The organism is Vibrio sp. Y42_MX_L11 (assembly GCF_024181785.1).
Taxonomy (GTDB): Bacteria; Pseudomonadota; Gammaproteobacteria; order Enterobacterales; family Vibrionaceae; genus Vibrio; species Vibrio diabolicus.
The window spans coordinates 20,897-45,041 of record NZ_JAMZAP010000011.1; the positions used below are offsets into that span (position 1 = coordinate 20,897).

Sequence of the window (24,145 nt, forward strand, 5' to 3'; positions counted from 1 at the left end):
TTTTGGCGACAGTCTAAAGAACACCTTTTTGAGGGGAAAATAGGAAGTCAGGAGCGAGCTATAGATAACATCTATACGTCAAACCCCAACAGTGATGTAGATCTATGAAATGCGCATAATTTCAATCAAATGAGATTACAGATTTGTGATTTATAAATGAAATTGTGCAAAATACCCCTCGTTCTTAGAGGGGAAAGAAAATGGACAAATCTCTGCAGCAATTTTTACTGGTTGCACGCTGCCAAAGCATCAGTGCTGCGGCAAGAATGGCAGGGTTAAGCCAGCCAACGGTAACAAGCAATTTAAAGAAGCTGGAAGAGAATCTCGGCGTAACGCTGTTTGAACGTCATCCTAATGGCATGGTGTTGACCGAATACGGACGCATCCTCTATCGCCATAGCAACGCGATGCAGCATGAATACAACCAAATGATGCAAAGCATTGATGAACGGAAACAGTATCAAGTCGGAAAAATTAAAATGGGTACTGGCGATGCGTGGTGGCCGCTGTTCGTCAAACAAGCACTCAATGACCATCTGACCAAGCAGCCTTCGGCATCTACGCACGTCGAATTTGGCAACCACTTAGGCTTGATGGATTCATTAATCAACGAACAGATTGAATTCTTCATCGGCCACGAGATTGTCGGATTGTCGTCTAAATGCGATGTTACGTTTATTCCGCTATTTCAAACGGTTGATGCCTATTTTGTTTCCCCAAACCACCCACTGCTAGGGAAAACCGTCACCGAAGAGATGCTGCACGAATACCCCGCTCTTTCGGTCACTTATGACGCTAAGAAATTCGCTCACGTCATCGATAACCCAATCCCGAAGCAAAATGAACGCGAAAGGCAGCAACTGGATGACAGACCGACTTACGAAGTGGATTCTCTGCTCGCCAGTATTGATGTACTGAAAGAAAGCGTCGCGGTGATGTCTTATACCCGCCATCTGCAATCGTATTTGGAATCCTTCGGCTTACGATGCTTAACCATGAAAAGCGAACCAAACCCTGGCACCGTCGGGATTTATCGCCACCGCCGAGAAACCTCGGAATCGCATCTAGATCTGATTGCTGGTATCACTCAGCGCGCTAAATTGCTCAACTAGAAAGTCCAAAAACAGGCGAACTCTTTTCGGTTGATATTGGCGGCTCTGATAAATGACATGCAGATCCGCTTCAGCGCCTTGCGAAAAGGCGCTGAAGTTTTTCATATACCCATCCAAAACCGTTACTAAACGTTGTTGTTTGAGGTCTTGCTGAATATCTAAAATCGATTTCAGCGCAATCCCCGCACCGTCCAACGCCCATTGTCGGATCACTTCACCATCATCAGAAAATCGCTTCGGCGTGACCGTGATCGATTGGTGAGATTCTTCATCTTTAAAGTGCCACGTTTTTAATTCTTCATTGCTGCGGACCATGGCTAAGCAGCGATGGTCCGCGAGATCTTGTGGACAGTTTGGGACACCTTGCTTCGACAAATAATCAGGTGACGCGCACAGCACACGTTGACTCGACGCCAGCTTGCGCGAAATGAGATTGCTGTCCGCTAACTCGCCGTAACGAATCACCAAATCGAGCCCCGATTCAGCCAAGTTCGACAAATTGTCATTAAGATAAAGATAAGGCGTCACATCCGGATATTGCTCAGAAAAAGCCGACACCATCGGCGAAATAATTTGTTTGCCAATATCTCGTGGAGCTGAAATTTTCAACGTTCCGCGCACTTCCGAAATACCCGTTTGAAGTAAGTTTTCCGTCTCTTTCACGCTATCAATGATGTTCAGACAAGCTTGATGGTACATTGCCCCTGCGTCCGTGAGTGATACATGGCGTGTGCTTCGGTTGAGCAGCTTTACGCCATAGCGTTCTTCTATCGCTTGCAGCCTTGCCGTTACCGTCGCCGGAGACAAACCTAACTCCCTTCCCGCCGCCGCCAGACCTTGATGTTTAACGATGCTGACAAACAACGTCATATCCGAAAACTTATCCATCTTCGCGCCCTTATTATTTGGAAAAACTGAATAATCAATTCAGATATTACCCAATTATCAAATTAAGTCGAATCCATATACTGACCCTATCGACATTGTTTAGACCCAGAACGTTATGTGACAGGGAAAAGTTAAACGCCGTAACGCTGTTCAACGCACAACAACACGCCCTGCCCAGCCAAGAGATAGGAAACAAAAAATGAAACTGTACATTTATGAACATTGCCCCTTCAGCGCCCGCGTCCGTTTTGTTGCAGGCATGCTGAATATTCAGCTCGACGTCATCAACATTGCTTATGACGACGAGATCACCACCACAAACCTCATCGGCGCAAAACAAGTTCCTCTTTTGATCAAAGACGATGGTGAAGCCATGGCGGAAAGCTTAGACATCATCAACTACTTCCTTGAATTGGCATCTTCCAGCGAAAACAGCCAACCCTCAACACCGGTTTTAGACTGGCAAAAACAAGCGTTTTTACCGCTACAAAAAGTCGGATATCCGCGTTGGTCAAACATGACGTTACCGGAATTTGCAACAGAAACCGCTAAACAAGCATGGCGTGCAAAAAAAGAAACCGAAGCGTTAAATTTTGAAGCTTTGATTAACGATACACCTGCGATTGCGAAAGAAGTCGCCGCTTTGATAGAACAAACCAAACCCTTGCTCAACCTAAGTTCAGAAAAGCAAACGTCACTGGTTGATCAAGCCATTATGTTTTCCATTCTACGCGGTTTTTTCAGTGCGCCCGAAGTGCAATGGGATCCAGCCGTACTTCACTGGATGGCAACCGCTCGGAAAGCGACCAACGTGCCAGTACTTATCTAAGGAGCGCAACATGCAACAAAGAACAAATAAGCTGTTTGAACCAGCTCAACTAAAAGCGTTGTCACTACAAAACCGTATTGTCATGGCACCAATGACTCGCGCACGCACCACTCAGCCGGGCAACATCCCGAATGAGATGATGGCAACGTATTATCAACAGCGCGCTTCTGCCGGACTGATCATTTCCGAAGCCACACAAATTTCGGACGATTCTCAAGGCTACTCGTTCACCCCTGGCGTTTACACCGATGCGCAAGTGGCGGGCTGGCAGGGTGTGACCCAAGCGGTCAAATCACAAGGCGCAGCGATGTTTTGTCAGCTATGGCATGTGGGCAGAGTGTCTCACCCAACATTCCAAAATGGTGAACAGCCTATCGCGCCATCTGCGCTCGCTCCTGTAGAGACGCAAGTTTGGATTGCAGATGAACAAGGCAACGGCAATATGGTCGATTGTGTTGAGCCTCGCGCCATGACACAAGCGGATATCAACCGAGTTGTCGGTGATTTCGCGAACGCAGCCAAACGCGCCATTGAATCGGGTTTTGATGGTGTAGAAATCCACGGCGGGAATGGGTATCTGATCGATCAGTTCTTAAGAACCAACTCAAACCATCGAACAGACAACTACAGCGGTTCACGAGAAAATCGTATCCGTTTTCTTATCGAAGTAGTGGATGCCGTTATCGCCGCTATTGGTGCGCATCGAGTTGGAGTGAGATTGGCACCATTCATTACGTTTAAAGATATGGACTGCCCAGATATCGTGCCAACAATCTTGGAAGCATCAAAACAGCTACAGGAGCGCGACATTGCCTACTTGCACTTGTCTGAGGCCGATTGGGCCGATGCACCAACGATTCCCGAGACGTTTCGAATCGAACTTAGAAAGCGCTTTCGCAACGCTATCATTGTCGCAGGTCGCTACGATCCTCAACGAGCAAACGAAGTGTTAGAGAAAGGCTACGCGGATCTTGTCGCATTCGGACGACCATTCGTAGCAAACCCAGACTTAGTCTCTCGCTTGCAACATCACCATCCGTTGGCAGAACTCGATGGCTCAACGTTGTTTGGCGGAAACGAACGAGGCTACACCGATTACCCTGCTCTGCAACAGGAATGCGCAGAACAGGCCTAACAAAAAAAAGCCCCAACCTAGCTGCTACGGTTGGGGCTGTCACCAAACTAAAATTGGTTTTGGCTGGCTTAAGCTGGCTAAGAGTTAAATCACTTCTAACGCGCCGCTGCGCCAAGGTTCGATCACCACTTTGATGTGATCATTTGGCGTCATTAACTGTCTAAACGCATCTTCCACACCATCGATTCCCACTTTGGCGGTGAGCATTTTCTGCCAAGGCAACTTATGTTCGGCAATCGCTTGTAGGCATTGCTCAAACTCGTGCGGTTGGTAGTAGTAAGAGAATCTCAAATCGAGCTCTTTTACCGTCGCGTACGCGTAGTTAATGGTTGCTGGAGTCGTATGAATGCCTGATACAACGATTCGCGCTCGGGCAGGAGCGCGGCGCAGAAAATCGTCAATCAATGTATGCTTGCCAACACACTCATAAATGACCAGACGTGAGTTCATCGCGTACTGCTCACCAACGGCGATCTCGTCTTCCTTGGTCGGGTTGATCAATCGATTTGCGCCAAACTCGCTGGCAAGTCGCAGCTTCTCTTCCTGAAGATCGACAGCAAGAATATTGCTCACGCCGCGTTGTTTCAGTGCAGCAATCACCGCCAGCCCTATAGGACCGCAACCGACAACCAGCGCTGTTTCTTCCGTTTCGATTTCACTGCGATTGACCGCGTGCAAACCGACCGCCAGTGGTTCGGTCAATGCCGCCGCCTCAGACGGCATTCCGTCTGGGACAGGTAGCAATAACGCTTCATCAAGCAGGAAGTACTCAGAGTAAGCGCCATAAGTACCCGGAGTAACACCAACGCCCGCGCCATTTTGACTGAGCAACATCGGCACAGAGGTGACTCGGCTACCGACAGGCAACGTTTGCTGCGTATCGGCACCGTATTCGACAATTTCCGCACAGAATTCATGTCCCAACATCACTTGAGCGTGCTCACCTACTTCATCAGGCATCAACCCGAGCTGGTAGAATACATCAAACACCTCATCCGCGTGTCGAGTAATGTGTAGGTCGGAGCCACAAATCCCACAGGCGAGACTACGAACCAAGACTTGTCCCGCTGCGGGTTTGGGGATTTCGACTTGCTTCAGGCGGACACTACCATCCTGCATTACGATACTGTTCATCTGTTGCATGGGGTTACTCCGCTAGCTCATCACTCAGGGCAGCAATCGCACCCGGTTTGATATAGCGCGCAGTGAAGCCTTGCGCTTTGGCAGCGGCAACCACCACTTGCTCAATCCAACCTGCATCCATGATGTTGATAAAGTTACCCTCTTCGTCAAAGTTAATGTTCGCACCTTGGATCACCATAAAGCCATCTGCGCCACCCGACTCTTCTGGACAGTGAAAGGTATGAATCGAACCGCCCGGCTCATATAAGTAGCTACCAGCGGTTTGGACTTGGTCTGGATACTCGATGTAGTGCCACGCGCCACTCAGTGTATAGAAATGCACCACACCAGTATGGAAGTGCTTAGGCAGAGTGATACCCGGTTTGAACTTGGCGCGAATCACCCACGTACCATTTTCTGGGTCAAGAAACAGCGGGTAAACATCAACACCCGGTAGCGCGTCTTTAATGATCGACTCTTCATTAGTATTAAGAGTTAATAGGAAATCTTGATGCTGAATAACTTCTGGTAATGACATAACTTACATCCTCACTATTGCTGTAATTTGGCGTGCTCGCCTATTCCATCTATCCCATGAGCGGGTACTTAAAATTCTCGAAACCGTCAGATGCGCTAATGGTGCAGCCGTTGATACAGTTGGCTTTCTCGCTGACAAGAAACGCTACCACGTTGGCAATCTCTTCTGGTTGCGTGAAGTTTTGGCGCATCTGTTCTTTGCGGATGTGGTTCCACAAGCCGATCTCTTCGTATTGCCTTAACATCGGAGTATCGACACGTCCCGGAGCGACGGCACACACACGAATATCCAGAGGCGCTAACTCTAGAGCGGCGCATTTGGTCATCATATCGACTGCGGCTTTACTGACGTTGTAGGTAAACGTCATCTCGGAGGCCATTTGGGCGTAAACGGAAGAGGTATTGAGGATCACGCCCGGTGTCCCTTGCGCTTGGAATTGTCGTCCAGCGGCGAGAATGCCATAGTAAACGCCGTTTTGGTTGACTTTAGAGATAGGCTCAAAGTCGGCGATAGGATCATGTTCAAGCAGAGGTTTCGGTGCGCCGATACCTGCATTGTTGACCATGATGTCAAGTGAGCCAAATTGTTCGACCGCGTACCTCACCATGGCTTCGACTTGTTGGTAATCGGTGACGTCCGCAACAAAGGTTTCCAACTGCTTAGAGCCAAAACTTGCGTACATTTGCAGTGATTGCTCTGAAATATCGACAGCAAGCACTTTGGCTCCTTGCTCTCTTAGCTTTGCAATAATAGCTTGCCCAATTCCACCCGCAGCGCCAGTCACGATGGCAGTTTTATTGATAAGTTCCATACAGCTTCTCATCCATGCGTTGTTGTTATCGAAATGTAACTTAGATCAACTCACTGGCACTCACTTGACCTTTTACGAAGTAAATTTGATATATTGCGATTTACAACCTGTTAACATTTAAAAATCGAGACATGTATATCGTACGAAGTGGCGCTGCCGATAAATTTGATAGCTTGGTTTCAGAATTAGGTCAGAATCCGCAAGAGATAATGGCCGCTGTTGGCCTGTCTGCCGCGCAGTTTCGTGATCCCGATACCTATCTCGCCTACCCTAGGTTGGCTGAATTACTGGAAGAAGCGGCTGCTCGTTGTAAGCAACCGTTGTTTGGTGCGTTACTCGCCGAGCGCCAAAACCTGCAAAGTTTAGGCGATTTGCCGATGCTGGTTTCTCGTGCTGAAACGGTCGGTGATGCATTGGCGCGGGTGAATGATTATCTCTATTTGCATTCGTCAGGGGTCACTCTCAACATGACGCCACAAGATGATTGGGTACGGTTGTCGCTCAATATTGATGTGCACAGCGAGCGAGGTATCGCGCAGTTGATGCAGCTCAGTGTGTCGCACTTAGCCATGTTTGTTGCGAGCTTACTTGATATTGAAGCAAGCCACTTCGCGCTACATTTGACTCAACACGCAACCTTGGAAGTAGAGCAAAGCAAGTTTGCCCAACAGAACAAACTGCGTTTTGGTGATAAGTTTGACGGTGTATTGCTCAAAGCCAACCTGCTCAACGCTAAGAATCACCAAGACGAAGACGCACTGGATCGCCACTTTCAACAGCACCTCAAGTATTTGCAAACCCGCTATCCTAACAATCTGAGTGATCAAGCAGCGAATATGATTGGTCGTTTGTTGTCGACGGGAGAATGCAGCGTGGAGCGCGTTGCAAGAGCATTAGACCTGCACCCAAGAATGCTGCAAAGCAAGTTAAAACAACAGGAAACAAGTTATCGACAGTTGTTACAACAAGTACGACAGGATTTTGCCGAGCAGCGTTTAAGTGAAAATATTCAGAGTATTACCGATATCGCGTTACAACTGGGCTATGCAGAAACTGCGGTATTCAGCCGCCACTTTCGCAGTTGGACAGGAAAGTCACCTAGCCAATGGAGACTGGAGAACAGAATAAGTTGAACCAGTTTGAGAGCATAGATTAAAAAGCCGCCGATATTCAGCGGCTTTGAGCGTTTAGTCGATACTATCGAAACGCTAAATCACGTAAGAAAAGTGAAATCGAAGGGAAGAAAATCAGCATCACAGAGACCAAAAGCAAGATGAACACAAACGGTGGTGTCCCGCGAATCACTTCTACATAAGGGCGTTTAAACACGGCAATCGCGGTAAAAATATCACAACCGAATGGCGGCGTTGCAGAACCTATCGCTGCTTGCAAGGTCACGATGGTGCCGACAAGTACTGGGTCAATGCCAGAGGACTTAATCACAGGTGCAAAGATAGGGATCAAAATCAGCATCACTACGATTGGATCAACGAACATACAACCAATAAAGAACGCAATTGAAATAACGACCAGTAACTCGGTCTGCGAAAGATCATTAATCCCGATCATACCCAACAATTCTTGCGGGATCTGGGCAAATGAAATTACCCAAGAAAAAGCAGCCCCTGCTGCGACTAAGATAAATACCACCGCGGTAACCATGCCCGTAGAAAGCGCGATTTCGCCAAGCTCCTTCCATTTCACTTTACGGAAGATAACCATTTCTAATAACACAGCGTACAACACCGAAACCGACGCCGCTTCGGTAGGGCTAAATACTCCAGCATAAATACCGCCAACAGTAATGATCGGAAAACCAAATGGTAAAACCGCTTTACGTATTGTGGTCCAACGTTCTTTCCAGCTGGCTCGCGGGGCATTTTCTACAGAGCTTTTGCCTGCATAAAAATAACAGTAGGCAGAAAACATCAATAAAATCACGATCGCCGGTCCAATACCAGCAATAAACAGCTCAGCAACCGATGTTCCAGACACCACACCATAGATGATCATACCGATACTCGGTGGAATAAGGAGCGCTAAGTCAGAGGCGTTAATAATCAAAGCCAGAGCAAAGCTGTCTTTGTAACCATACTCCAACATTTTCGGTCGCATAATAGAGCCAACAGAAACAACGGTGGCTTGTGTAGACCCCGATACCGCACCAAACATCGCACAGCTAAGCGATGAGGTGATCGCCAGACCGCCACGAACGTGCCCAACAAACGCCATTGCGACATCTAGCAAGCGCGTTGCTGCCACGCCTCGGGTAATAATTTCTGCCGCGAGAATAAACATAGGCACAGCGATCAACGCAGCGGGTTTGATGCCAGCAAGCATTTGCTGGATCATAAAATCTGGTCCCAAGCCAAGAAAAACAATAAATCCCAACATGGTCGCCGCTAATAGCGGTACCAACATCGGAAAGCCAAAAGCCAACAACGTGATCATCGTTGCAACAAGAGCGGTCGTCATAGCGCTTTCTCCTGCTTAGTGGCAGAGCCGATGCCATCTGGTCGAGATGAGCGTGAAAGCTTTGTCAGCGTTATGAAACGTTTGATATGGCGACCACCCACACGCGCGAACTGAACCGTGCTAAAGAAAAGGCCAATCGGTGCGATGAAGTACACCCAGCTCAGAGGTACTTGCATTGCAGGAGAAAGACGCCCCATTTGGCTCACCTTGCCAATGTATTGCCACGAATACCAAGTTAGCACCGCCACCAATGCGGCGGTGAGTAAATAAATAATGCCGTTTGCTAAAGTTTGTATACGCTTTGGAAGCATATCGGTAAATGCCGTCATACGGATATGGCGAGATTGGCGGGCAGCATAACTGCAACCAATAAACGTGACGGCGATAATGAGGAAATAATTGAGTTCTTCCGAAAAGTAGATGCTTTGGCTAAAGAGGTAGCGCCCTAACACGTTAGCAATTGAGTTCAACGCAATAAGAAGCACCGAGCCAATGAGCAGTGCCGCCTCCGCTTTCTGTATATATTTATCTAGCCACTGAAAAATCCCTTTCATCCGCGCTGCTCCTGATCAACAAAAATGTTAATGAAACGTTATCTTTTTCATGACAATCAAGTCAATCAGGTGAATAAGAAAGATTTTCTGAACTTGGCGCTTTCGCAGAAAAAATTGGTCAGAGCATACTGCTCAGACCAAAAAGTGAGAGGTTGGAGGGTTTGTATCGAGAATTTCTGCAATCACAGATAACCCATGCTTGATGTAGCCTCGATTAGTCTCTGCTCCCAAACTGATTCGCACGTAAGGCATTGGCTGATTAGTATCGAGAACAAAAGGTTTATACCCCGTGATCTGCACCCCAGAACGCTTAGCCGAAGCGACCAGATCATCACTGCTCCACTGCTCGGGTAACCTCAACCAAATGTGCTGACCATTAGGGTGTGAGCTATAAACATGCCCTTCTAAGGTGGCTTTTGCTATTCGCTGGCGCTTGGCAAATTCATTGACTTGAAATCGAACAAGTCGATTTAATGTACCGTTTTCGATCCACAAATGAGCGACTTCAAACGGTAACGGGGTCGCAGACCAACTCGTCGCAGCTAAACGGCCAATCGCATGCTGCAAAAAATGACGTGGGACCGTTAAATAGCCCGTACGCATACCTGGCGCTACGACTTTGGTTAAACTGGTGACATAAAAAGCCTGCTCGGGTAACAGTGCGGCGAGAGGTGGGACACGATTGGGCTCTAGTGCCCCATACACGTCATCTTCAATCACGTAGATCTCATACTGCTTCGCAATATTTGCTATCGCCTCTCGGCGCGAAATATCCATATGCGCACTATTCGGATTGGCCATACTCGGTGTGCAACACAGCGCCTTGATTGGTTTGTGTTTACATGCCCATTCAAATGCATCCGGCGTGATACCAAACTCATCCATCTCAAGCGGCTGTAACTTAAATCCAAGCATTCTCGAGCGAGAGATCAAGCCATGATCGACTAAGTGGCCACAAGCGACTAAATCACTGTGTTCAACAACGGTGCTTAAAGCCAAGGTCAAGCCATGGCATGCACCGTTTGTGAGTAATATTTGATCGGTACCAACGTCTAACCCTTGGCTACTGAGAAATCGCGCTCCGGACTCAATATGATGAGGCTGACCTGTTACTGGCTTTGCTTTACTGATCAAACTGCGATTGTTTGTTTGCCCAGCAATTTCCATTAACGCCTGATTAAAAAGCGTAATGTGGCGATCGGTTACTACCGGATGAGCGATCGACATATCAATTTCATCCGGCGTTTCTTTCATCTCTTGCGTCAGCATGAACTCCGTGTCCGTGCTTTCATCCACAAAGCCTGATTTTACAAACGTACCGTTTCCCCACCCAAGACTCGAGCGCACCTTTTTTCTCTGCATAACCATATGCATGGCTGACGGTTTGTACGCTCACGCCAATTTGCTCCGCAAACTCACGATGTGTGGGTAGTCGAGTACCGGGTTTTAGGTAACCACTGCGGACACATTCGACAAGATAATTGCCAATGGAGATGTACTTAGCGGTGCCTGGGCGAATGATCGGGTTCAAAGAAATTGTCATGACACAATATTTTAATTGATTCATTTTTAATGCTCATTGTAACTTCAATTTAACAAATGGCGAGTTTTTAGCCATCAAATGCGGTGTAATGCACAAAAATGAGCCACAATTGTAATGATTGACATGAGAAATATAGATTCAACAAACATGTTAAATGGCATCGTTTAATCCAAACCCAGCCGCAGTGGTGAGTTGCAATAGTTTTTAAACGCAGGTCTGGCTGACCTGGTAGAAGGTAGAAATACCTCAACGTCTCCGAAGGCCCATAAAGCGTCGGATTTTTAACAAGGAGAAAATATGAGAGGCGTTGCTTTGCATTTTACACTGGATGAATTCCAGGACCGATTAACAAAAGTTCGGCAGTCGATGGAAGAACGAGAGTTGGATGTCCTTATCATTCACGATCCTTCTAACATGGCATGGCTGACTGGTTATGACGGTTGGTCTTTTTATGTCCCACAATGTGTCGTTGTAGGATCATCTGGCGAGCCTGTTTGGTTTGGGCGCTGCCAAGATGCCAATGGGGCATACAGAACTGCGTATATGTCGGCAGAAAATATCACCTACTACCCAGACCATTATGTAATGAACCCACCATTACACCCAATGGATTTTCTGGTAGAAGCGGTACTCACCCCGCGTCTTTGGGATCGCGGCCGTATCGGGGTGGAAAAAGATAACTATTACTTTAGTGCCACCGCTTACGAGTCACTCACCACGCACTTACCGAATGCTCAACTTCTCGATGCAACCGGGCTAGTCAATTGGTGTCGCGCCGTTAAATCTGATCAAGAACTGGCTTATATGTACCGCGCAGCTCGCATTGTTGAAAACATGCATCGCGTCGCGTTCGATATGATCGAGCCAGGATTGCCGAAACATCACCTTGTCGCCGAGATTAACCGCCAAGCAGTACTTGGGCATGAAGATCACTTTGGCGATTACACCGCGATCGTACCGCTTTTGCCATCTGGTTCTGATGCTTCTGCTCCTCACCTAACGTGGGATGATAGGCCTTTCAAAAAAGGCGAAGGTACTTTTTTCGAAATCGCTGGCGCGCATCGCCGTTACCATTGCCCACTCTCTCGCACTATTTTTCTTGGAGAACCGGACGACAAATTCAAACGTGCAGATGAAGCATTAACTTTAGGTCTCGAAGCAGGCTTAGAAGTCGCAAGACCAGGCAATACTTGCGCCGACATCGCCAACGCATTGAACCAAGTTCTGGATAAAGCAGGATTCTCACGTGAAGGCGCCCGCTGTGGTTACCCAATTGGTCTGAGCTACCCACCTGATTGGGGGGAACGAACCATGAGCTTGCGAGACACTGATAAAACCGTATTAAAAGAAGGCATGACATTCCACTTTATGCCAGGGCTATGGTTTGAAGATTGGGGGTTAGAAACCACCGAAAGCATTGTGATCACCCGTGATGGTGCAAAAACACTGTGTGATTTCCCACGCCACTTATTTGTTAAACACTAATTTTTCAAACCGTAAGTTCTGTTGAACTAGGCTTAAGAACAAAAAGGACTCGATATGCAAAAGAGCTCGATCACAGCCACCGTAGACTTTGACCGAGAAGGCGTGCAGCACGGCTTTTTAGCGCTGCCCTATTCCCATGATGACTCCGCTTGGGGAAGCATCATGATACCTATCACCGTGATCAAAAATGGTCACGGGCCAACGGCGCTGCTTACTGGCGGTAATCACGGTGATGAATACGAAGGTATTACCAGCCTGCTTAAATTGGCAAACTCGCTGCAAGCAGAGCAAATCCAAGGTCGCGTCATTATTGTGCCAATGATGAACTTACCTGCGGTACAAAATGCCTCGCGCACATCGTCTATCGATAAAGGGAATTTAAATCGCAGCTTTCCCGGAAACCCTGTAGGTTCAGTGACCGAAAAAATCGCGGATTACTTTACTCGTTACTTGGTACCCATGTGCGATTTTGCGTTAGACATTCATTCAGGTGGTAAAACGTTAGACATCGTGCCTTTCGCCGCCGCCCATCGCCTCGACAACCTCGATCAAGAAGAAGCATGCATCTTAGGTGCGAAACTGTTTGGCGCGCCTTACACCATGATCTTGCTCGAAATGGACGCCACCAGCCTGTACGACACCGCAGTGGAATCTCAAGGCAAAATCTTCGTCACCACAGAGCTCAGAGGTGGCGGAACCAGCACTCCAGAAACCATCGCTTATGCCGACCGAGGTATTCGTAACTTCTTGCGTTTTTCGGGCAACTTATCAGGTGATTACGAAAAACCACCCCTGCTAACTAGGTTGCTTGATATGCCCGATGCAAGTTGCTACGTGCAAAGCCAGCACAACGGTATCACCGAATACTTATTTGAGCTTGGCGATACCATCAAACAAGACGATGTACTGGCAAGAATCTATTCAACCGAGCGTACAGGGAGCGACCCTATCGAATACAAAGCGCAGCGCAGTGGGATTTTTGCTGCACGTCGTTTCCCTGCCATGGTCAACATTGGTGACACGGTCGCCGTAATTGCCGAAGACTGTGGCGAATTAAACTAACTCTTACTAGGGCGTATTGACCTTTCGCGGTTAAATTTTGTTCGAGGTAAAATCGTTTTAGGCGCGGCGAAGACTATGCAGCCTAGTCATTCTAAGCAAATGGTCTTCAACAAAGCATAAAACGATTTTTGCGGGGGCGCCTAGCTCGAACCCTTCGGGCAGCCTTTGTGGTTCATTTCTACTGCGTTATCGGCTTTTTATGCAGGCCACCCACAAATCGCTGCAAAAATCAGCTCGAAAGGTCAACACGCCCTAAACACGACACAACATCGGGTCTGGTGTATCACCTGCCGTTGGTGAATTGACTCACAAACTGATTAAGGAAGAAATGGATGAATCCGATGAAACACAGCTACCTAACGAGTGCCGTACTGATCGCTGCCAGCTTTGCCACCAGCAATGTTTATGCAGAGACGTGGAAATTCGCTCTAGAAGAAGTCAAAGGCTCGGTGCAAGATGCTTATGCGCAAGAGTTTAAAAAGCGCATCGAAAATGCAACCGATGGCGACGTCACAGTGGAAGTCTATCCATACGGTACATTGGGTCAGTCAGAAGATCTTACCGAGCTTACTGCGAACGGTATTATCCAATTTACCAACGCATCGCCAGGTATTTTTGGTTCATTCGTGCCCGAAATGCAGGTTTTCTCCATCCCTTACCTTTTGTCGCAAGACAATGATGTGAATAAAAAAGTGCTAAGTTCAAGCCCTACTATCTATGACACACTCGGCGGAAAGCTAGAACAGAAAAACCTCAAACTTCTCACTATGTATCCAGAAGGTGAAATGGTGTGGACGACCAACCGTGAGATTCGTTCTCCAAAAGATTTTGATAACTTCAAAATACGCGTGATGGCATCGCCAATGCTGGTTGAGGCTTATAAATCGTTTGGAGCCGACCCTACGCCTTTGCCCTACTCAGAAGTCTATGGTGCTCTGCAACTTAAAATGATCGATGGTCAAGTAAACCCCGTTTTTGCTATCGAAGAAATGAAGTTCTACGAAGTGAATGACTACATGATCTGGGCAGGACAACAACAATTTACTACTACTGTCATTACCAACAACAGCTGGTTCGAAACCCTCCCACAAGACCGCCAAGATCAGGTCAATAAAGTCATCGCTGGTATGACTGACTTTATATTTGAAAAACAGGATGAGTTTAACCAAAAACGTCTTGATCAAATTAAGCAAGCAAAACCAGATATGCAGATGATCAAACTCGACAGTGACGAACGTGCAGCATTTAAACAAGCCTCTATGCCAATGCGGGACAAATACATCGAGCTTACAGGCGACAGCGGTAAAGCAGTGCTGAGATCACTGGAACAAGAGTTCAATCAATAACAGAAAAAGGAGTGGCCTTCGGGCCACCTTATAGCGGTTGACCAGTCATCAACTATTCTGAACTGATTGGTATTTTACAGGGAGACCAATTATGCGCCTCGATCGCTACGACGTAAAAATTCTACAAATACTTCATGACAATGGCCGTATTACCAAATCTCACCTTGCCGAGGCCATTAACCTATCCGTGAGCCCTTGCTGGGAGCGTGTCAAAAAACTGGAAGAAGCAGGCATCATTGAAGGCTACGGGGCAAAAGTAAATACCGATGTTTTGTTCAAACGAACGTCGGTCATGGTTGAAGTTACGCTCAAAGAGCACAGCGCCCAAGCGTTCAAACGTTTCGAGCAACTGGTTCAACACTCACCAGAAGTCACTGATTGTTATGCCACAGGCGGCGGTGTCGATTACATCCTCAAAATTCAGTCGGAAGATATTGATCAATATCAGCGGCTTATCGACAACTGGTTAGAGTCAGAAGTGGGCATTGAGCGCTACTTTACTTACATCGTGACGAAAACAATCAAACGTGATGCAGGCACATTAGAAGTGAACCAAAACGCCTTGTTCTAAAAGGGAAAACACGCTTAAAAGACAACCAGAAAAATCACCATATCTAACGGTGTGGAAAAGAAAGTTTTGATGGTTTAAACCTCGGCATCAGAAATTATTTCGGTCACTTCTCCATTACAGTTTAACTATGGACAACGACGCTGGGAGAAGGACTCATGACAGCACTGCACAGCTTACATGCTGAGGAATTAAAAGCCTCGCACGACATGATGGCGATAATGAAAGACGTACGTTTGGTGAGAGGTTTAGCGTACGTAAATGGCAAATGGATAAGTGGTGACCAATTTCATCCGGTGGATAATCCAGCGGATGGTACGGTCATCGGCTACATTACCAAGCTATCTCAGCAACAACTCTATCAAGCGATTGATGAAGCCGACCAAGCCTTTCGTCAATGGCGAAAAATGCAAGCAGAAGAACGCGCTGAAATTCTCATGCGTTGGCACGATCTGATTTTAGAATCAAAACAAGATCTTGCTCGTTTGATGGTTATGGAGCAAGGCAAAACATTAGGTGATGCTTTGGGTGAAATCGACTACGGCGCATCCTTTGTTCGTTGGTTTGCAGAGGAAGCACGCCGCAGCTATGGCGAAACCATCCCAAGTCATATTCCGAATGCGCAGCTATCGACGGTACGCGAGCCGATTGGTGTCGCAGCTCTGATTACACCATGGAATTTTCCTAATGCAATGGTCACCCGTAAAGCCGCCGCAGCATTAGCGATAGGCTGTCCGGTGCTAATCAAACCTGCCAGTGAAACGCCTTTCTCCGCATTGGCCTTGGCAGAATTAGCAGACCGAGCTGGCTTTCCACCTGGTGTATTTAACGTGATCACTGGCGATGCGGTGATGGTGTCACAAACCTTGTGTCACTCCGATAAAGTCAAAGCACTCTCGTTCACAGGTTCAACTCGAGTGGGTAAGTTGCTGCTGCGCGACGCGGCACAAACCGTGAAGAAGTGCAGTATGGAGCTCGGCGGTAATGCCCCTTTCATCGTGCTGCCAGATATGGATGTCGAGCAAGCAGCCAAAGCCGCCGTGGATGCCAAGTTTCAAACCGCAGGACAAGACTGCTTGGCCGCAAACCGTATTTTCGTCCCTGAAGATAAGTACGAAGCGTTTTTGGAAGCGTTTGCCAAAGAAATGAGCCACATCGTTTTAGGCAATGGTTTAGATAAAAAAACCACCATGGGGCCGCTGATCAATCGCGCTGCGGTGGATAAAGCGCATGATTTGGTGCGTGACGCACTCGACAAAGGCGCGCGATTGGTAGCGGGATACCACCAGCCCGTACCAGGCGAAAACTTCTTCGCGCCGACATTGCTGGCCGATGTCACCCCTGATATGGCGGTGTATCGCGAAGAGAATTTTTGTCCTGTGGCAGGCGTGTTGCCTTACCAAGACTTAGATACCGTGATTGAAATGAGCAACGACACTGAGTACGGCTTAGCTGCCTATGTTTATGGCCACGATATTCACCAAATTTGGCGCTGCATGCGTGGTTTGGAATTTGGCATGGTGAGCGTGAACTCCGTCAAGATGACTGGCCACCCTATCCCATTCGGCGGCGTGAAACAGTCAGGGCTTGGACGAGAAGGCAGTCGCCACGGCTTTGAAGAATACAGTGAAATCAAATACTGCTGCTTAGGCGCTTTACCAACCGTCAGTGGCAGTTAAGGCACGAAATATGGATATCCAATTATTCGAGGAGAAGGATCATGAGCAACAAAACCCAACAACTTTTAGAGATCGACCGTCAGAGAGTATTTCATGCCTCAACCCACCTGAAGCAGTATGCGGCTGGGGAGCTTTCGGGAAGAATTATCTCGAGCGGAAGCGGAATACGCATCACCGATTCAGAAGGCATCGAGCTGATAGACGGCTTTGCCGGGTTGTATTGTGTGAACATTGGCTATGGTAGGACTGAAATGGCCGATGCCATTTATGAACAAGCCAAAGAGCTGGCGTACTACCATACTTACGTCGGTCATACCAACGAAGCACTAGTGACACTGTCAGATCGCATCATCAAAATGGCGCCTGAAGGCATGAGTAAAGTCTACTACGGCATGTCAGGCAGTGATGCGAACGAAACTCAACTTAAGTTGGTCTGGTATTACAACAATGCTCGTGGTCTACCAGAGAAGAAAAAAATTATCTCCCGTGATCGCGGCTACCATGGTTCAAGTATCGCTTCGGGTTCAATGACAGGGTTGCCTCTGTTCCACGCACATTTTGATTTACCGCTTGAGCGCATCAAGCACACCATGGCGCCGTATTACTATCGCCGTGAAGACGAGAGTATGTCTGAGCTTGAATTCTCTCAATATTGTGCGGATCAACTCGAAGCGATGCTCTTGGAAGAAGGCCCAGAAACGGTAGCAGCGATGATTGCGGAACCAGTGCTCGGTACAGGAGGTATTGTGCCACCACCAGAAGGGTACTGGCAGGCGATTCGTAAAGTACTCGACAAATACGATGTACTCTTGATTGCGGATGAAGTGGTCTGTGGCTTTGGTCGCCTCGGCTCCGATTTTGGTTCGCTGCACTACGACATGAAACCGGATCTCATCACGGTAGCGAAAGGGTTAACCTCAGCGTATCAACCGCTGTCTGGCGTGATCGTCGGTGAACGAGTTTGGAGTGTGCTAGAAAACGGCACCGACCAATGGGGTGCTATCGGACATGGTTATACCTACTCCGGTCACCCAATGGGAGCGGCAGCCGCGAACTGTAACCTCGATATCATTGAACGTGAAGGCTTGGTGCAAAACGCAGCCGAAGTCGGCGCTTACTTGCAGCAACGCATGGCGGAGACGTTTAACGATCATCCATTGGTCGGTGATACTCGTGGCGTTGGCTTGTTGCATGCGTTGGAGTTTTCTTCAGACAAACTCCGCCGAGCACACTTTGATCCAAACTTGAAAGTGGGTCCGCAAATCGCGGCAGCCTGTTTAGAGCAAGGCTTAATCGCTCGTGCCATGCCACATGGTGACATCCTCGGCTTTGCTCCACCGCTTATCGCGAACCGTAATGACATCGACACTATTGTCGACAAAGCGCACCAAGCGGTCAATAAAGTGATGGATAACCTCGTCACGTCTAAACAGTGGCAGCCAAAATAGCCGCGAATTAACCAACTCACAAACCTACCAATGATTACCGCCCCCTCTAACCAAATTAGAGGGGGCGGTCCTAAGAGACGTACTACATGGAAACACAAGCAATCTTTGCCGCAAAGAAAGCGATTAACGGATTAGTCAGTCGCACACCATTACTTCACTCACCACTGTTATCGCAACAATATCAATGTGAAATTTGGTTAAAACTGGAAACACTACAACCTATTGGTGCTTTTAAATTGCGTGGAGCGACTCATGCCATGAACAAACTGAGTGAGGAACAAAAACGACATGGCGTCGTCACTTGCTCTACTGGTAACCACGGCCGTGCCGTGGCTTATGCTGGGCAACGACTAGGAGTCCGCACCGTGATTTGTATGTCCAATTTAGTGCCACAAAACAAAGTCGACGCAATTAAAGCATTAGGCGCAGAAGTTCGAATTGTTGGGCAAGCTCAAGACGACGCGGAGCGAGAAGCATTGAGGCTAACAGAAGAAGAGTCGATGACCTATCTCTCACCATTCGAACACCCAGACATCATCGCCGGACAAGGGACCATTGGACTAGAAATCATTGAAGATCTTCCTGATGTCGACGTCATTTTCGCCGGGCTATCTGGCGGCGGATTGATTGGTGGTATTGGCTTAGCCGCAAAATCAAACAGCAGCAAAGTGAACGTGTATGGCGTTTCCATGGACAAAGGCGCAGCGATGGTAGAAAGCATTAAAGCAGGAAAACCAGTACAAGTTGAAGAGCACGAATCGTTTGCTGACAGCTTAGGTGGCGGCATAGGTTTAGACAATCGCTATACCTTCAAACTCGTGCAAGAAGTCATGGATAAAGCGTTTTTAGTCAGTGAACACAACATCGCCAAAGGCATGGCAGATATTTTCGATGCAGAAAAATTTGCCGTAGAAGGCGCGGCCGCAGTGGGGCTTGCCGCCATTCACCAGCATCAACTGGACTTACGCGGTAAGAAAGTCGTTTTGGTGCTCAGTGGAAAAAACGTCTCTTCAGACACTTTTGAGACGGCATTAAAAATTGGCCGCCAAGTCAAAGAATAACCGAGGTCGTGCGAATGAAAATCTATAATAAATCTCAGATAGAGCAAGTAACTCAGTTAGATCTTAATGCGTTAGCGGCCGTGGAAAATGGCTTCAAAGCGCTTGGGCAAGGCAACGTCACCATGCCTCCGGTTCTTAGTATGGCAATCGAAGAGCATAACGGCGAAGTGGATGTAAAAACGGCGCATATCAAAGGTAATGAGCGCTTCGCGATAAAAATCAGCCCAGGATTTTTTGATAACCCAAAACTGGGACTACCCAGCCTAAATGGTTTGATGGTGCTCTTTAGCGCGAAAACAGGGCTGGTTGATAGCGTATTGTTTGACGAAGGGTATCTAACCGACATTCGTACTGCTCTCGCCGGCGCTATCTCCGCGAAATACCTGTCGAACTCAGAAGCATCCAAAATTACGGTTATTGGCAGTGGGCTTCAAGCAGAACTCCAAGTCGCTGCGATAAAATTAGTTAGGCCAATCTCCCAAGTGAACATCTGGGCAAGAGACAACACAAAATCGCAGGCTTACAAACAACGCATGGAGCAACGATACGATCTATCCGTATCTGTACACCCCTCTATCCAGCAAGCATGCCAAGAAGCCGACATTATTGTCACGACAACGCCATCAAAAGAACCTTTGCTGAATTGGGAAGATATCCCATCAGGAGCACACGTGATCGCTATGGGTTCAGACAGTCCTCATAAACGTGAGCTTGCCACCTCAGTCATCCTAAATGCTGAGCATCTGGTGGTTGATCGAATCAGTCAGTCAGAATCACTTGGCGAATTACGCAGTGTAGACAAACCGCTCACCCGTAGCCTAGTCGAACTTGGCGACATCATTTGCGGCAAACACCCCTACTCAAGGCGTGTTGACGATGTTTCGGTATGTGATTTAACAGGGACTGGCGTTCAAGACACCGCAATCGCTGACTATACCGCTCAACAACTCACCAGAATTCAATCCACGATGTAACTTATTCCCTGTGATTTTGGCGGTGGGCAACCACCGCACTTTTTGAGGGCCGTAACATGCCAGAGCTCTGTACGTTTCAATCTTTAACCACTCAGTTTGATTTTTCGGCGGATGTATCCGCTTATCAACGTTCAATCGGACTCATTCAACTCGCGACCGACTATGTGCTAGAAAACGAATGGCGCGAGCATTTACCCGCAGATGTCCGCTTATACACTTCACGCTTTCTCACCACAGGTACTGTCGATCCTCTGCACTTAACAGACATGCAAAACAGTATCCGCGAGTGTGTACGCACCATCGTGCCAATGTGGCCAATCAACGTCATGGCGTTTGGCTGTACGTCAGCTAGTGTGCTCATTGGCTCCGATCAAATCACTGATTTAATTCGTCAAGAGAGACCCGAAGCCATAACAACTAACCCTTGGCAAGCCGCACTGAGAGCACTTGAACACCATCAAGCTCAAAGAATCGTTATGCTGACGCCGTATACTAATGACGTCAATCACCCACTTTATGAGTCCATGACCGAACATGGCATTGACGTTCTGGCCTTTGGGTATTTCAATCTCGACTACGATCCCCATATCCCAACCATTGGAGGACAAGACGTAGAAAATGCCTTAGCGCAGCTGCTTGAGTCGATTGATTGCACTGTGGACGCGGTATTTATTTCATGCACGAACATGCGAGTCATGCATCTACTGCCTTATTTCTCAAGCCGCTTTGGTATTCCTGTACTAAGCTCCAACCAAGTGATGCTTTGGGACGCATTGCGTTTGCTTGAGTCTGATAATTTCTCCGACGTGTCATCATCGCCCTTTCCTTGCTGATAAGGACTCGCTAAAATGCACAAAATTGCGCACTAACTGGATGAAACATGGCAAAACTTACCCTTCAAGAACAAATGCTGAAAGCTGGCTTAGTTAATGAAAAGAAACTAAAGAAAGCGAAGAAAGGCTCTAAAAAATCACGCGTTCAAGCACGCGAAGTAAAAGCGGCGGTTGAAGAGAATAAACGCCAACAGTTAGAGCGTGATAAACAATTGAGCGAACAGCAAAATGCCGAGCGTTTGAATAAAGAGATCAAAGCGCAAATCAATCAATTGATTGAGATGAACAAGATCGACTTAAAAGATGGCGATATTAAGTACAACTTCACCCATGGCACCTTGGTTAAGTCACTGTATGTTGATGCTCTCATCCGTGAACAGTTGATTAAAGGCATTCTAGCCATTGCTATTGTCGGTGAAAGCTACGTTGTCATTCCACGCGGAGTAGCAAATAAAATTGCTCAACGTGATGAATCCGTCATCATCGAACAGAAAGAACCTGAATCGGACATTCCAGCAGAAGACGACCCATACGCAGATTTCGTCGTGCCAGATGACTTGATGTGGTAACAACAAACAATAGATGCATCAACGAAAAGAGCCGCTGATATAACATCAGCGGCTCTTTTTTAATAGAAAAATACGCTACAAAAATGATATGCGTTATTGCTTACTTAGTAGCAAATTCACACCAGATGCTGCTAAAAACAGCGAACATCCGCGATTAAAACGTTTCGCCATTTTTGGATTTGAAAACCAGTGTCTCAAGTACAAACCAAAGATGGCATAGATTGAAATGGCGACCATTTCTAATATCAAAAACGTGGAGCCAAGGGCAAAAAACTGCTCTTGAACGTTAGCGTTCACATCTACAAACTGCGGCAAAAATGCAGTAAAAATAAGAATCGCCTTCGGGTTGCCGGCGGCAAGCGTAAACTCTTGTTTCGCAAGCCCTGCATAGTTGCGTGTGTTAGTTAACTCAGAGAGCGGGCTCGATTCCGAACGCCAAAGGTTGAATGCAATCCACAATAGGTACAACGCACCCACCAGCTTTAACGCTAAAAACAGCATTTCTGATGTGTACAAAATCACTGCGAGCCCAGAGGCAGACAACGCGATCATGCCAGAAAATGCCGTAATACGCCCTAAACTAGCGACAAACGCGGCACGAAAACCGTAACAACGCGCATTATTCATTGCCAATAAGTTGTTTGGGCCTGGAGTCATATTCAGAGCAAAGCAAGCGGGAATAAAAAGGAGGAGCTTCCAAATATCCATGATAAAAAATGGCCTTAATTTTTAGTAATAGCCCGCACCGTAACATTGGCTGCTAGAATGAGTAAATAAAAATTCTACGCTAGAGCATTTCCGCTTCAAACCGAGCTGCTCTGGCTTGTGCAATCGTACAGTGCGTTTCTGTCATTAACTCAGCCAAGGTGATATTTGGGTTTTGCACCACCAACCGAATCAGTTTTTCTTCCAACGGTTCCAGTTTGTCCTGATGAACGGATAACCCTTTCTCCAACTTATTCATCACAAACCTTAGCTCTTCACACTGCCCTGCTTTTAGCTGATCAAGTAACGCTTTTAAGTTCAAAGCTTCTCCAGAAACTTGCCAATGACGTGAGCGCCTAACTCGCTTAACGTCACACCCGCAATCCGCCGCAATGACTTTAATGCGTTTAGCATTCTCACCGCCAATGCGATGAATCAGAGAGGGCAGCGAAACAATAATGTCGTCATCTTTCATCCGTTACTCTCCCACCACTGACACATTCTCTCCAACCCAAGTGAGTAGCTGTTTGGCGGCTTTGGAGAGCACCTGATTTTGGCGCACAATGTAGCCGAAATCGGTGTTTGGAAAACTAGGCAAAGGCGTGATCTCTCGGGAAAGCGTTAACCTCGGATCAAGAGAGAAATCCGGCACAATGGCGGTCCCAAATCCTGCTTCTGCCCAATCGATTTGTGCTTCCACACTGCCCACTTCCATCACACGATGCTTAGGCAGATTTAACTCAGGTAAAGATGCATCTATCAGCTCACGGGTTCGCGTGTCGTGCCCTAGTAGAATCAGCGTCTGGCTCTCTTTTCGATTGTCCTGCCACTCAAAAATGTTATCGCCAAACGCACACCAGTGAATTTGAGTGAGAGGCGTAAAATGCAGCGGTTGACTCTCTTTTTGTGCGATAACAAAGCCGATATCGGCACGCGCACTTTTCACCAAATCCACCGCTTGAGAAGACGTGGTATTGAACAATGCCAAATCGATACCCGGGTATTCACTTTTGAATTGCTGAAATGGTTTGATAAGCAGTAAACGTGAAACGATATCGCTCGCCGCAATAGAAAGCGTCCCCTGCGTAAGATCGTTGATGGCATTGAGATCCGACTGACAAATTTGCAGCTCATTAAGCATCCGCTGCGCCGTAGCTAACAAACGCTTCCCCGCTTGCGTCAACTGCACAGGATTTCGCTCAATCAGTTTAGTGCGCGTAGCCTGCTCCAACTGCTTGATATGCAAACTTACGTTCGGTTGCGTCATGTGCAGTTCCGTCGCTGTTTTGCCGAAATGTTTTACCTCTGCAAGAGTTACGAAGGTTCGCAGCCAGTTCAAATCTAACATTGCCAATTCCGATATGAGATTCTTATCAAGTTAATGAGTATAATTAATTTCTCTTATTAT

General features: G+C 47.4%; 25 protein-coding genes. 14 read left to right on the forward strand and 11 right to left on the reverse strand.

Features of this window, described 5'->3' with window-relative positions; genetic code table 11:
• The first annotated feature begins 200 nt into the window (after positions 1–200).
• On the forward strand, positions 201–1,112 hold the full coding sequence (locus tag NL643_RS12665) for a LysR family transcriptional regulator (RefSeq protein WP_193287438.1): 912 nt from the start codon (positions 201–203) through the stop codon (positions 1,110–1,112).
• Here NL643_RS12665 and NL643_RS12670 read toward each other — a convergent pair.
• Positions 1,065–2,000: a LysR family transcriptional regulator gene (locus NL643_RS12670; RefSeq protein ID WP_193447406.1), complete on the reverse strand. Its 936-nt coding sequence runs from the start codon at positions 1,998–2,000 to the stop codon at positions 1,065–1,067. The two genes, NL643_RS12665 and NL643_RS12670, sit on opposite strands and share 48 nt — an antisense overlap.
• A 199-nt stretch (positions 2,001–2,199) precedes the next feature.
• On the opposite strand from NL643_RS12670, the gene grxB reads away from it, so the two are divergent.
• Together grxB and NL643_RS12680 are read left to right on the forward strand one after the other, a co-directional pair.
• Positions 2,200–2,829 carry a glutaredoxin 2 gene (gene grxB / locus NL643_RS12675; protein ID WP_169601179.1) on the forward strand — a complete coding sequence of 210 codons (630 nt, stop codon included), beginning with the start codon at positions 2,200–2,202 and terminating at the stop codon, positions 2,827–2,829.
• 10 nt (positions 2,830–2,839) lie between these two features.
• Complete coding sequence (locus NL643_RS12680; protein WP_193447407.1) at positions 2,840–3,964, forward strand: alkene reductase; 1,125 nt, start codon at positions 2,840–2,842, stop codon at positions 3,962–3,964.
• 84 nt (positions 3,965–4,048) lie between these two features.
• On the opposite strand, the gene NL643_RS12685 is transcribed toward NL643_RS12680, so the two are convergent.
• Genes NL643_RS12685 through NL643_RS12695 form a run of 3 tightly spaced genes read right to left on the reverse strand, consistent with a single transcriptional unit; the run spans position 4,049 to position 6,435 of the window.
• Positions 4,049–5,107, reverse strand: coding sequence for a zinc-binding dehydrogenase (locus NL643_RS12685; RefSeq protein WP_253644522.1), 1,059 nt, complete (start codon positions 5,105–5,107; stop codon positions 4,049–4,051).
• A 4-nt stretch (positions 5,108–5,111) separates the two neighbouring features.
• Positions 5,112–5,624, reverse strand: coding sequence for a 2,4'-dihydroxyacetophenone dioxygenase family protein (locus NL643_RS12690; protein ID WP_025633388.1), 513 nt, complete (start codon positions 5,622–5,624; stop codon positions 5,112–5,114).
• A gap of 49 nt (positions 5,625–5,673) precedes the next feature.
• Positions 5,674–6,435 carry an SDR family NAD(P)-dependent oxidoreductase gene (locus tag NL643_RS12695; RefSeq protein WP_047008061.1) on the reverse strand — a complete coding sequence of 254 codons (762 nt, stop codon included), beginning with the start codon at positions 6,433–6,435 and terminating at the stop codon, positions 5,674–5,676.
• Positions 6,436–6,566: 131 nt separating this feature from the next.
• Between NL643_RS12695 and NL643_RS12700 the strand changes: the two genes are divergently transcribed.
• Entirely contained in the window at positions 6,567–7,568 is a 1,002-nt protein-coding gene (locus tag NL643_RS12700) for an AraC family transcriptional regulator (RefSeq protein WP_253644523.1), read from the forward strand.
• A gap of 64 nt (positions 7,569–7,632) precedes the next feature.
• Here NL643_RS12700 and NL643_RS12705 read toward each other — a convergent pair whose 3' ends face one another.
• The 4 genes from NL643_RS12705 to NL643_RS12720 form a co-directional block, all read right to left on the reverse strand.
• A complete protein-coding gene (locus NL643_RS12705) occupies positions 7,633–8,910 on the reverse strand; it encodes a TRAP transporter large permease (protein WP_005392736.1) in 1,278 nt (425 codons plus the stop codon).
• Positions 8,907–9,464, reverse strand: a complete 558-nt coding sequence (locus tag NL643_RS12710) for a TRAP transporter small permease (RefSeq protein ID WP_253644524.1) — start codon at positions 9,462–9,464, stop codon at positions 8,907–8,909. Before NL643_RS12710 ends, NL643_RS12705 begins: the two co-directional genes overlap by 4 nt.
• 132 nt (positions 9,465–9,596) lie before the next feature.
• Positions 9,597–10,811, reverse strand: a complete 1,215-nt coding sequence (locus NL643_RS12715) for a PLP-dependent aminotransferase family protein (protein WP_253644525.1) — start codon at positions 10,809–10,811, stop codon at positions 9,597–9,599.
• The gene (locus NL643_RS12720) at positions 10,753–11,031 is read right to left on the reverse strand and encodes a GntR family transcriptional regulator (RefSeq protein ID WP_253644526.1); all 279 of its coding nucleotides are present in this window, start codon (positions 11,029–11,031) and stop codon (positions 10,753–10,755) included. The genes NL643_RS12715 and NL643_RS12720 overlap by 59 nt, the downstream gene beginning before the upstream one ends.
• A 273-nt stretch (positions 11,032–11,304) precedes the next feature.
• Between NL643_RS12720 and doeA the strand changes: the two genes are divergently transcribed.
• The 10 genes from doeA to NL643_RS12770 all read left to right on the forward strand — a co-directional run bounded on the left by doeA (position 11,305) and on the right by NL643_RS12770 (position 22,032).
• Complete coding sequence (gene doeA, locus NL643_RS12725; protein WP_253644527.1) at positions 11,305–12,492, forward strand: ectoine hydrolase DoeA; 1,188 nt, start codon at positions 11,305–11,307, stop codon at positions 12,490–12,492.
• Between the two features lie 54 nt (positions 12,493–12,546).
• A complete protein-coding gene (gene doeB, locus NL643_RS12730) occupies positions 12,547–13,554 on the forward strand; it encodes a N(2)-acetyl-L-2,4-diaminobutanoate deacetylase DoeB (protein ID WP_253644528.1) in 1,008 nt (335 codons plus the stop codon).
• A gap of 332 nt (positions 13,555–13,886) precedes the next feature.
• On the forward strand, positions 13,887–14,900 hold the full coding sequence (gene dctP / locus NL643_RS12735) for a TRAP transporter substrate-binding protein DctP (protein ID WP_253644529.1): 1,014 nt from the start codon (positions 13,887–13,889) through the stop codon (positions 14,898–14,900).
• 91 nt (positions 14,901–14,991) lie between these two features.
• Positions 14,992–15,471, forward strand: a complete 480-nt coding sequence (locus tag NL643_RS12740; RefSeq protein ID WP_006741393.1) for an Lrp/AsnC family transcriptional regulator — start codon at positions 14,992–14,994, stop codon at positions 15,469–15,471.
• Positions 15,472–15,626: 155 nt separating this feature from the next.
• Complete coding sequence (locus tag NL643_RS12745) at positions 15,627–17,147, forward strand: NAD-dependent succinate-semialdehyde dehydrogenase (RefSeq protein WP_253644530.1); 1,521 nt, start codon at positions 15,627–15,629, stop codon at positions 17,145–17,147.
• A 41-nt stretch (positions 17,148–17,188) separates the two neighbouring features.
• Complete coding sequence (locus NL643_RS12750; RefSeq protein ID WP_253644531.1) at positions 17,189–18,595, forward strand: aspartate aminotransferase family protein; 1,407 nt, start codon at positions 17,189–17,191, stop codon at positions 18,593–18,595.
• 86 nt (positions 18,596–18,681) lie between these two features.
• A complete protein-coding gene (gene eutB, locus NL643_RS12755; RefSeq protein WP_114323416.1) occupies positions 18,682–19,656 on the forward strand; it encodes a hydroxyectoine utilization dehydratase EutB in 975 nt (324 codons plus the stop codon).
• Between the two features lie 14 nt (positions 19,657–19,670).
• Complete coding sequence (locus NL643_RS12760; RefSeq protein WP_253644532.1) at positions 19,671–20,630, forward strand: cyclodeaminase; 960 nt, start codon at positions 19,671–19,673, stop codon at positions 20,628–20,630.
• A gap of 56 nt (positions 20,631–20,686) precedes the next feature.
• A complete protein-coding gene (locus tag NL643_RS12765; RefSeq protein WP_134645445.1) occupies positions 20,687–21,463 on the forward strand; it encodes an Asp/Glu racemase in 777 nt (258 codons plus the stop codon).
• Positions 21,464–21,510: 47 nt separating this feature from the next.
• Positions 21,511–22,032, forward strand: coding sequence for a DUF2058 domain-containing protein (locus NL643_RS12770; protein ID WP_006741387.1), 522 nt, complete (start codon positions 21,511–21,513; stop codon positions 22,030–22,032).
• Between the two features lie 93 nt (positions 22,033–22,125).
• Here the strand turns inward: NL643_RS12770 and NL643_RS12775 are convergent, their stop codons facing one another.
• From NL643_RS12775 to NL643_RS12785, 3 genes are all read right to left on the reverse strand, one after another.
• Positions 22,126–22,740: a LysE family translocator gene (locus tag NL643_RS12775; RefSeq protein ID WP_253644533.1), complete on the reverse strand. Its 615-nt coding sequence runs from the start codon at positions 22,738–22,740 to the stop codon at positions 22,126–22,128.
• A gap of 79 nt (positions 22,741–22,819) precedes the next feature.
• Positions 22,820–23,212 (reverse strand): ribosome recycling factor family protein, encoded by a 393-nt coding sequence (locus tag NL643_RS12780; RefSeq protein WP_048624767.1) that lies wholly within the window; start codon positions 23,210–23,212, stop codon positions 22,820–22,822.
• Between the two features lie 3 nt (positions 23,213–23,215).
• Entirely contained in the window at positions 23,216–24,085 is an 870-nt protein-coding gene (locus NL643_RS12785; RefSeq protein ID WP_253644534.1) for a LysR family transcriptional regulator, read from the reverse strand.
• Positions 24,086–24,145 lie beyond the last annotated feature (60 nt).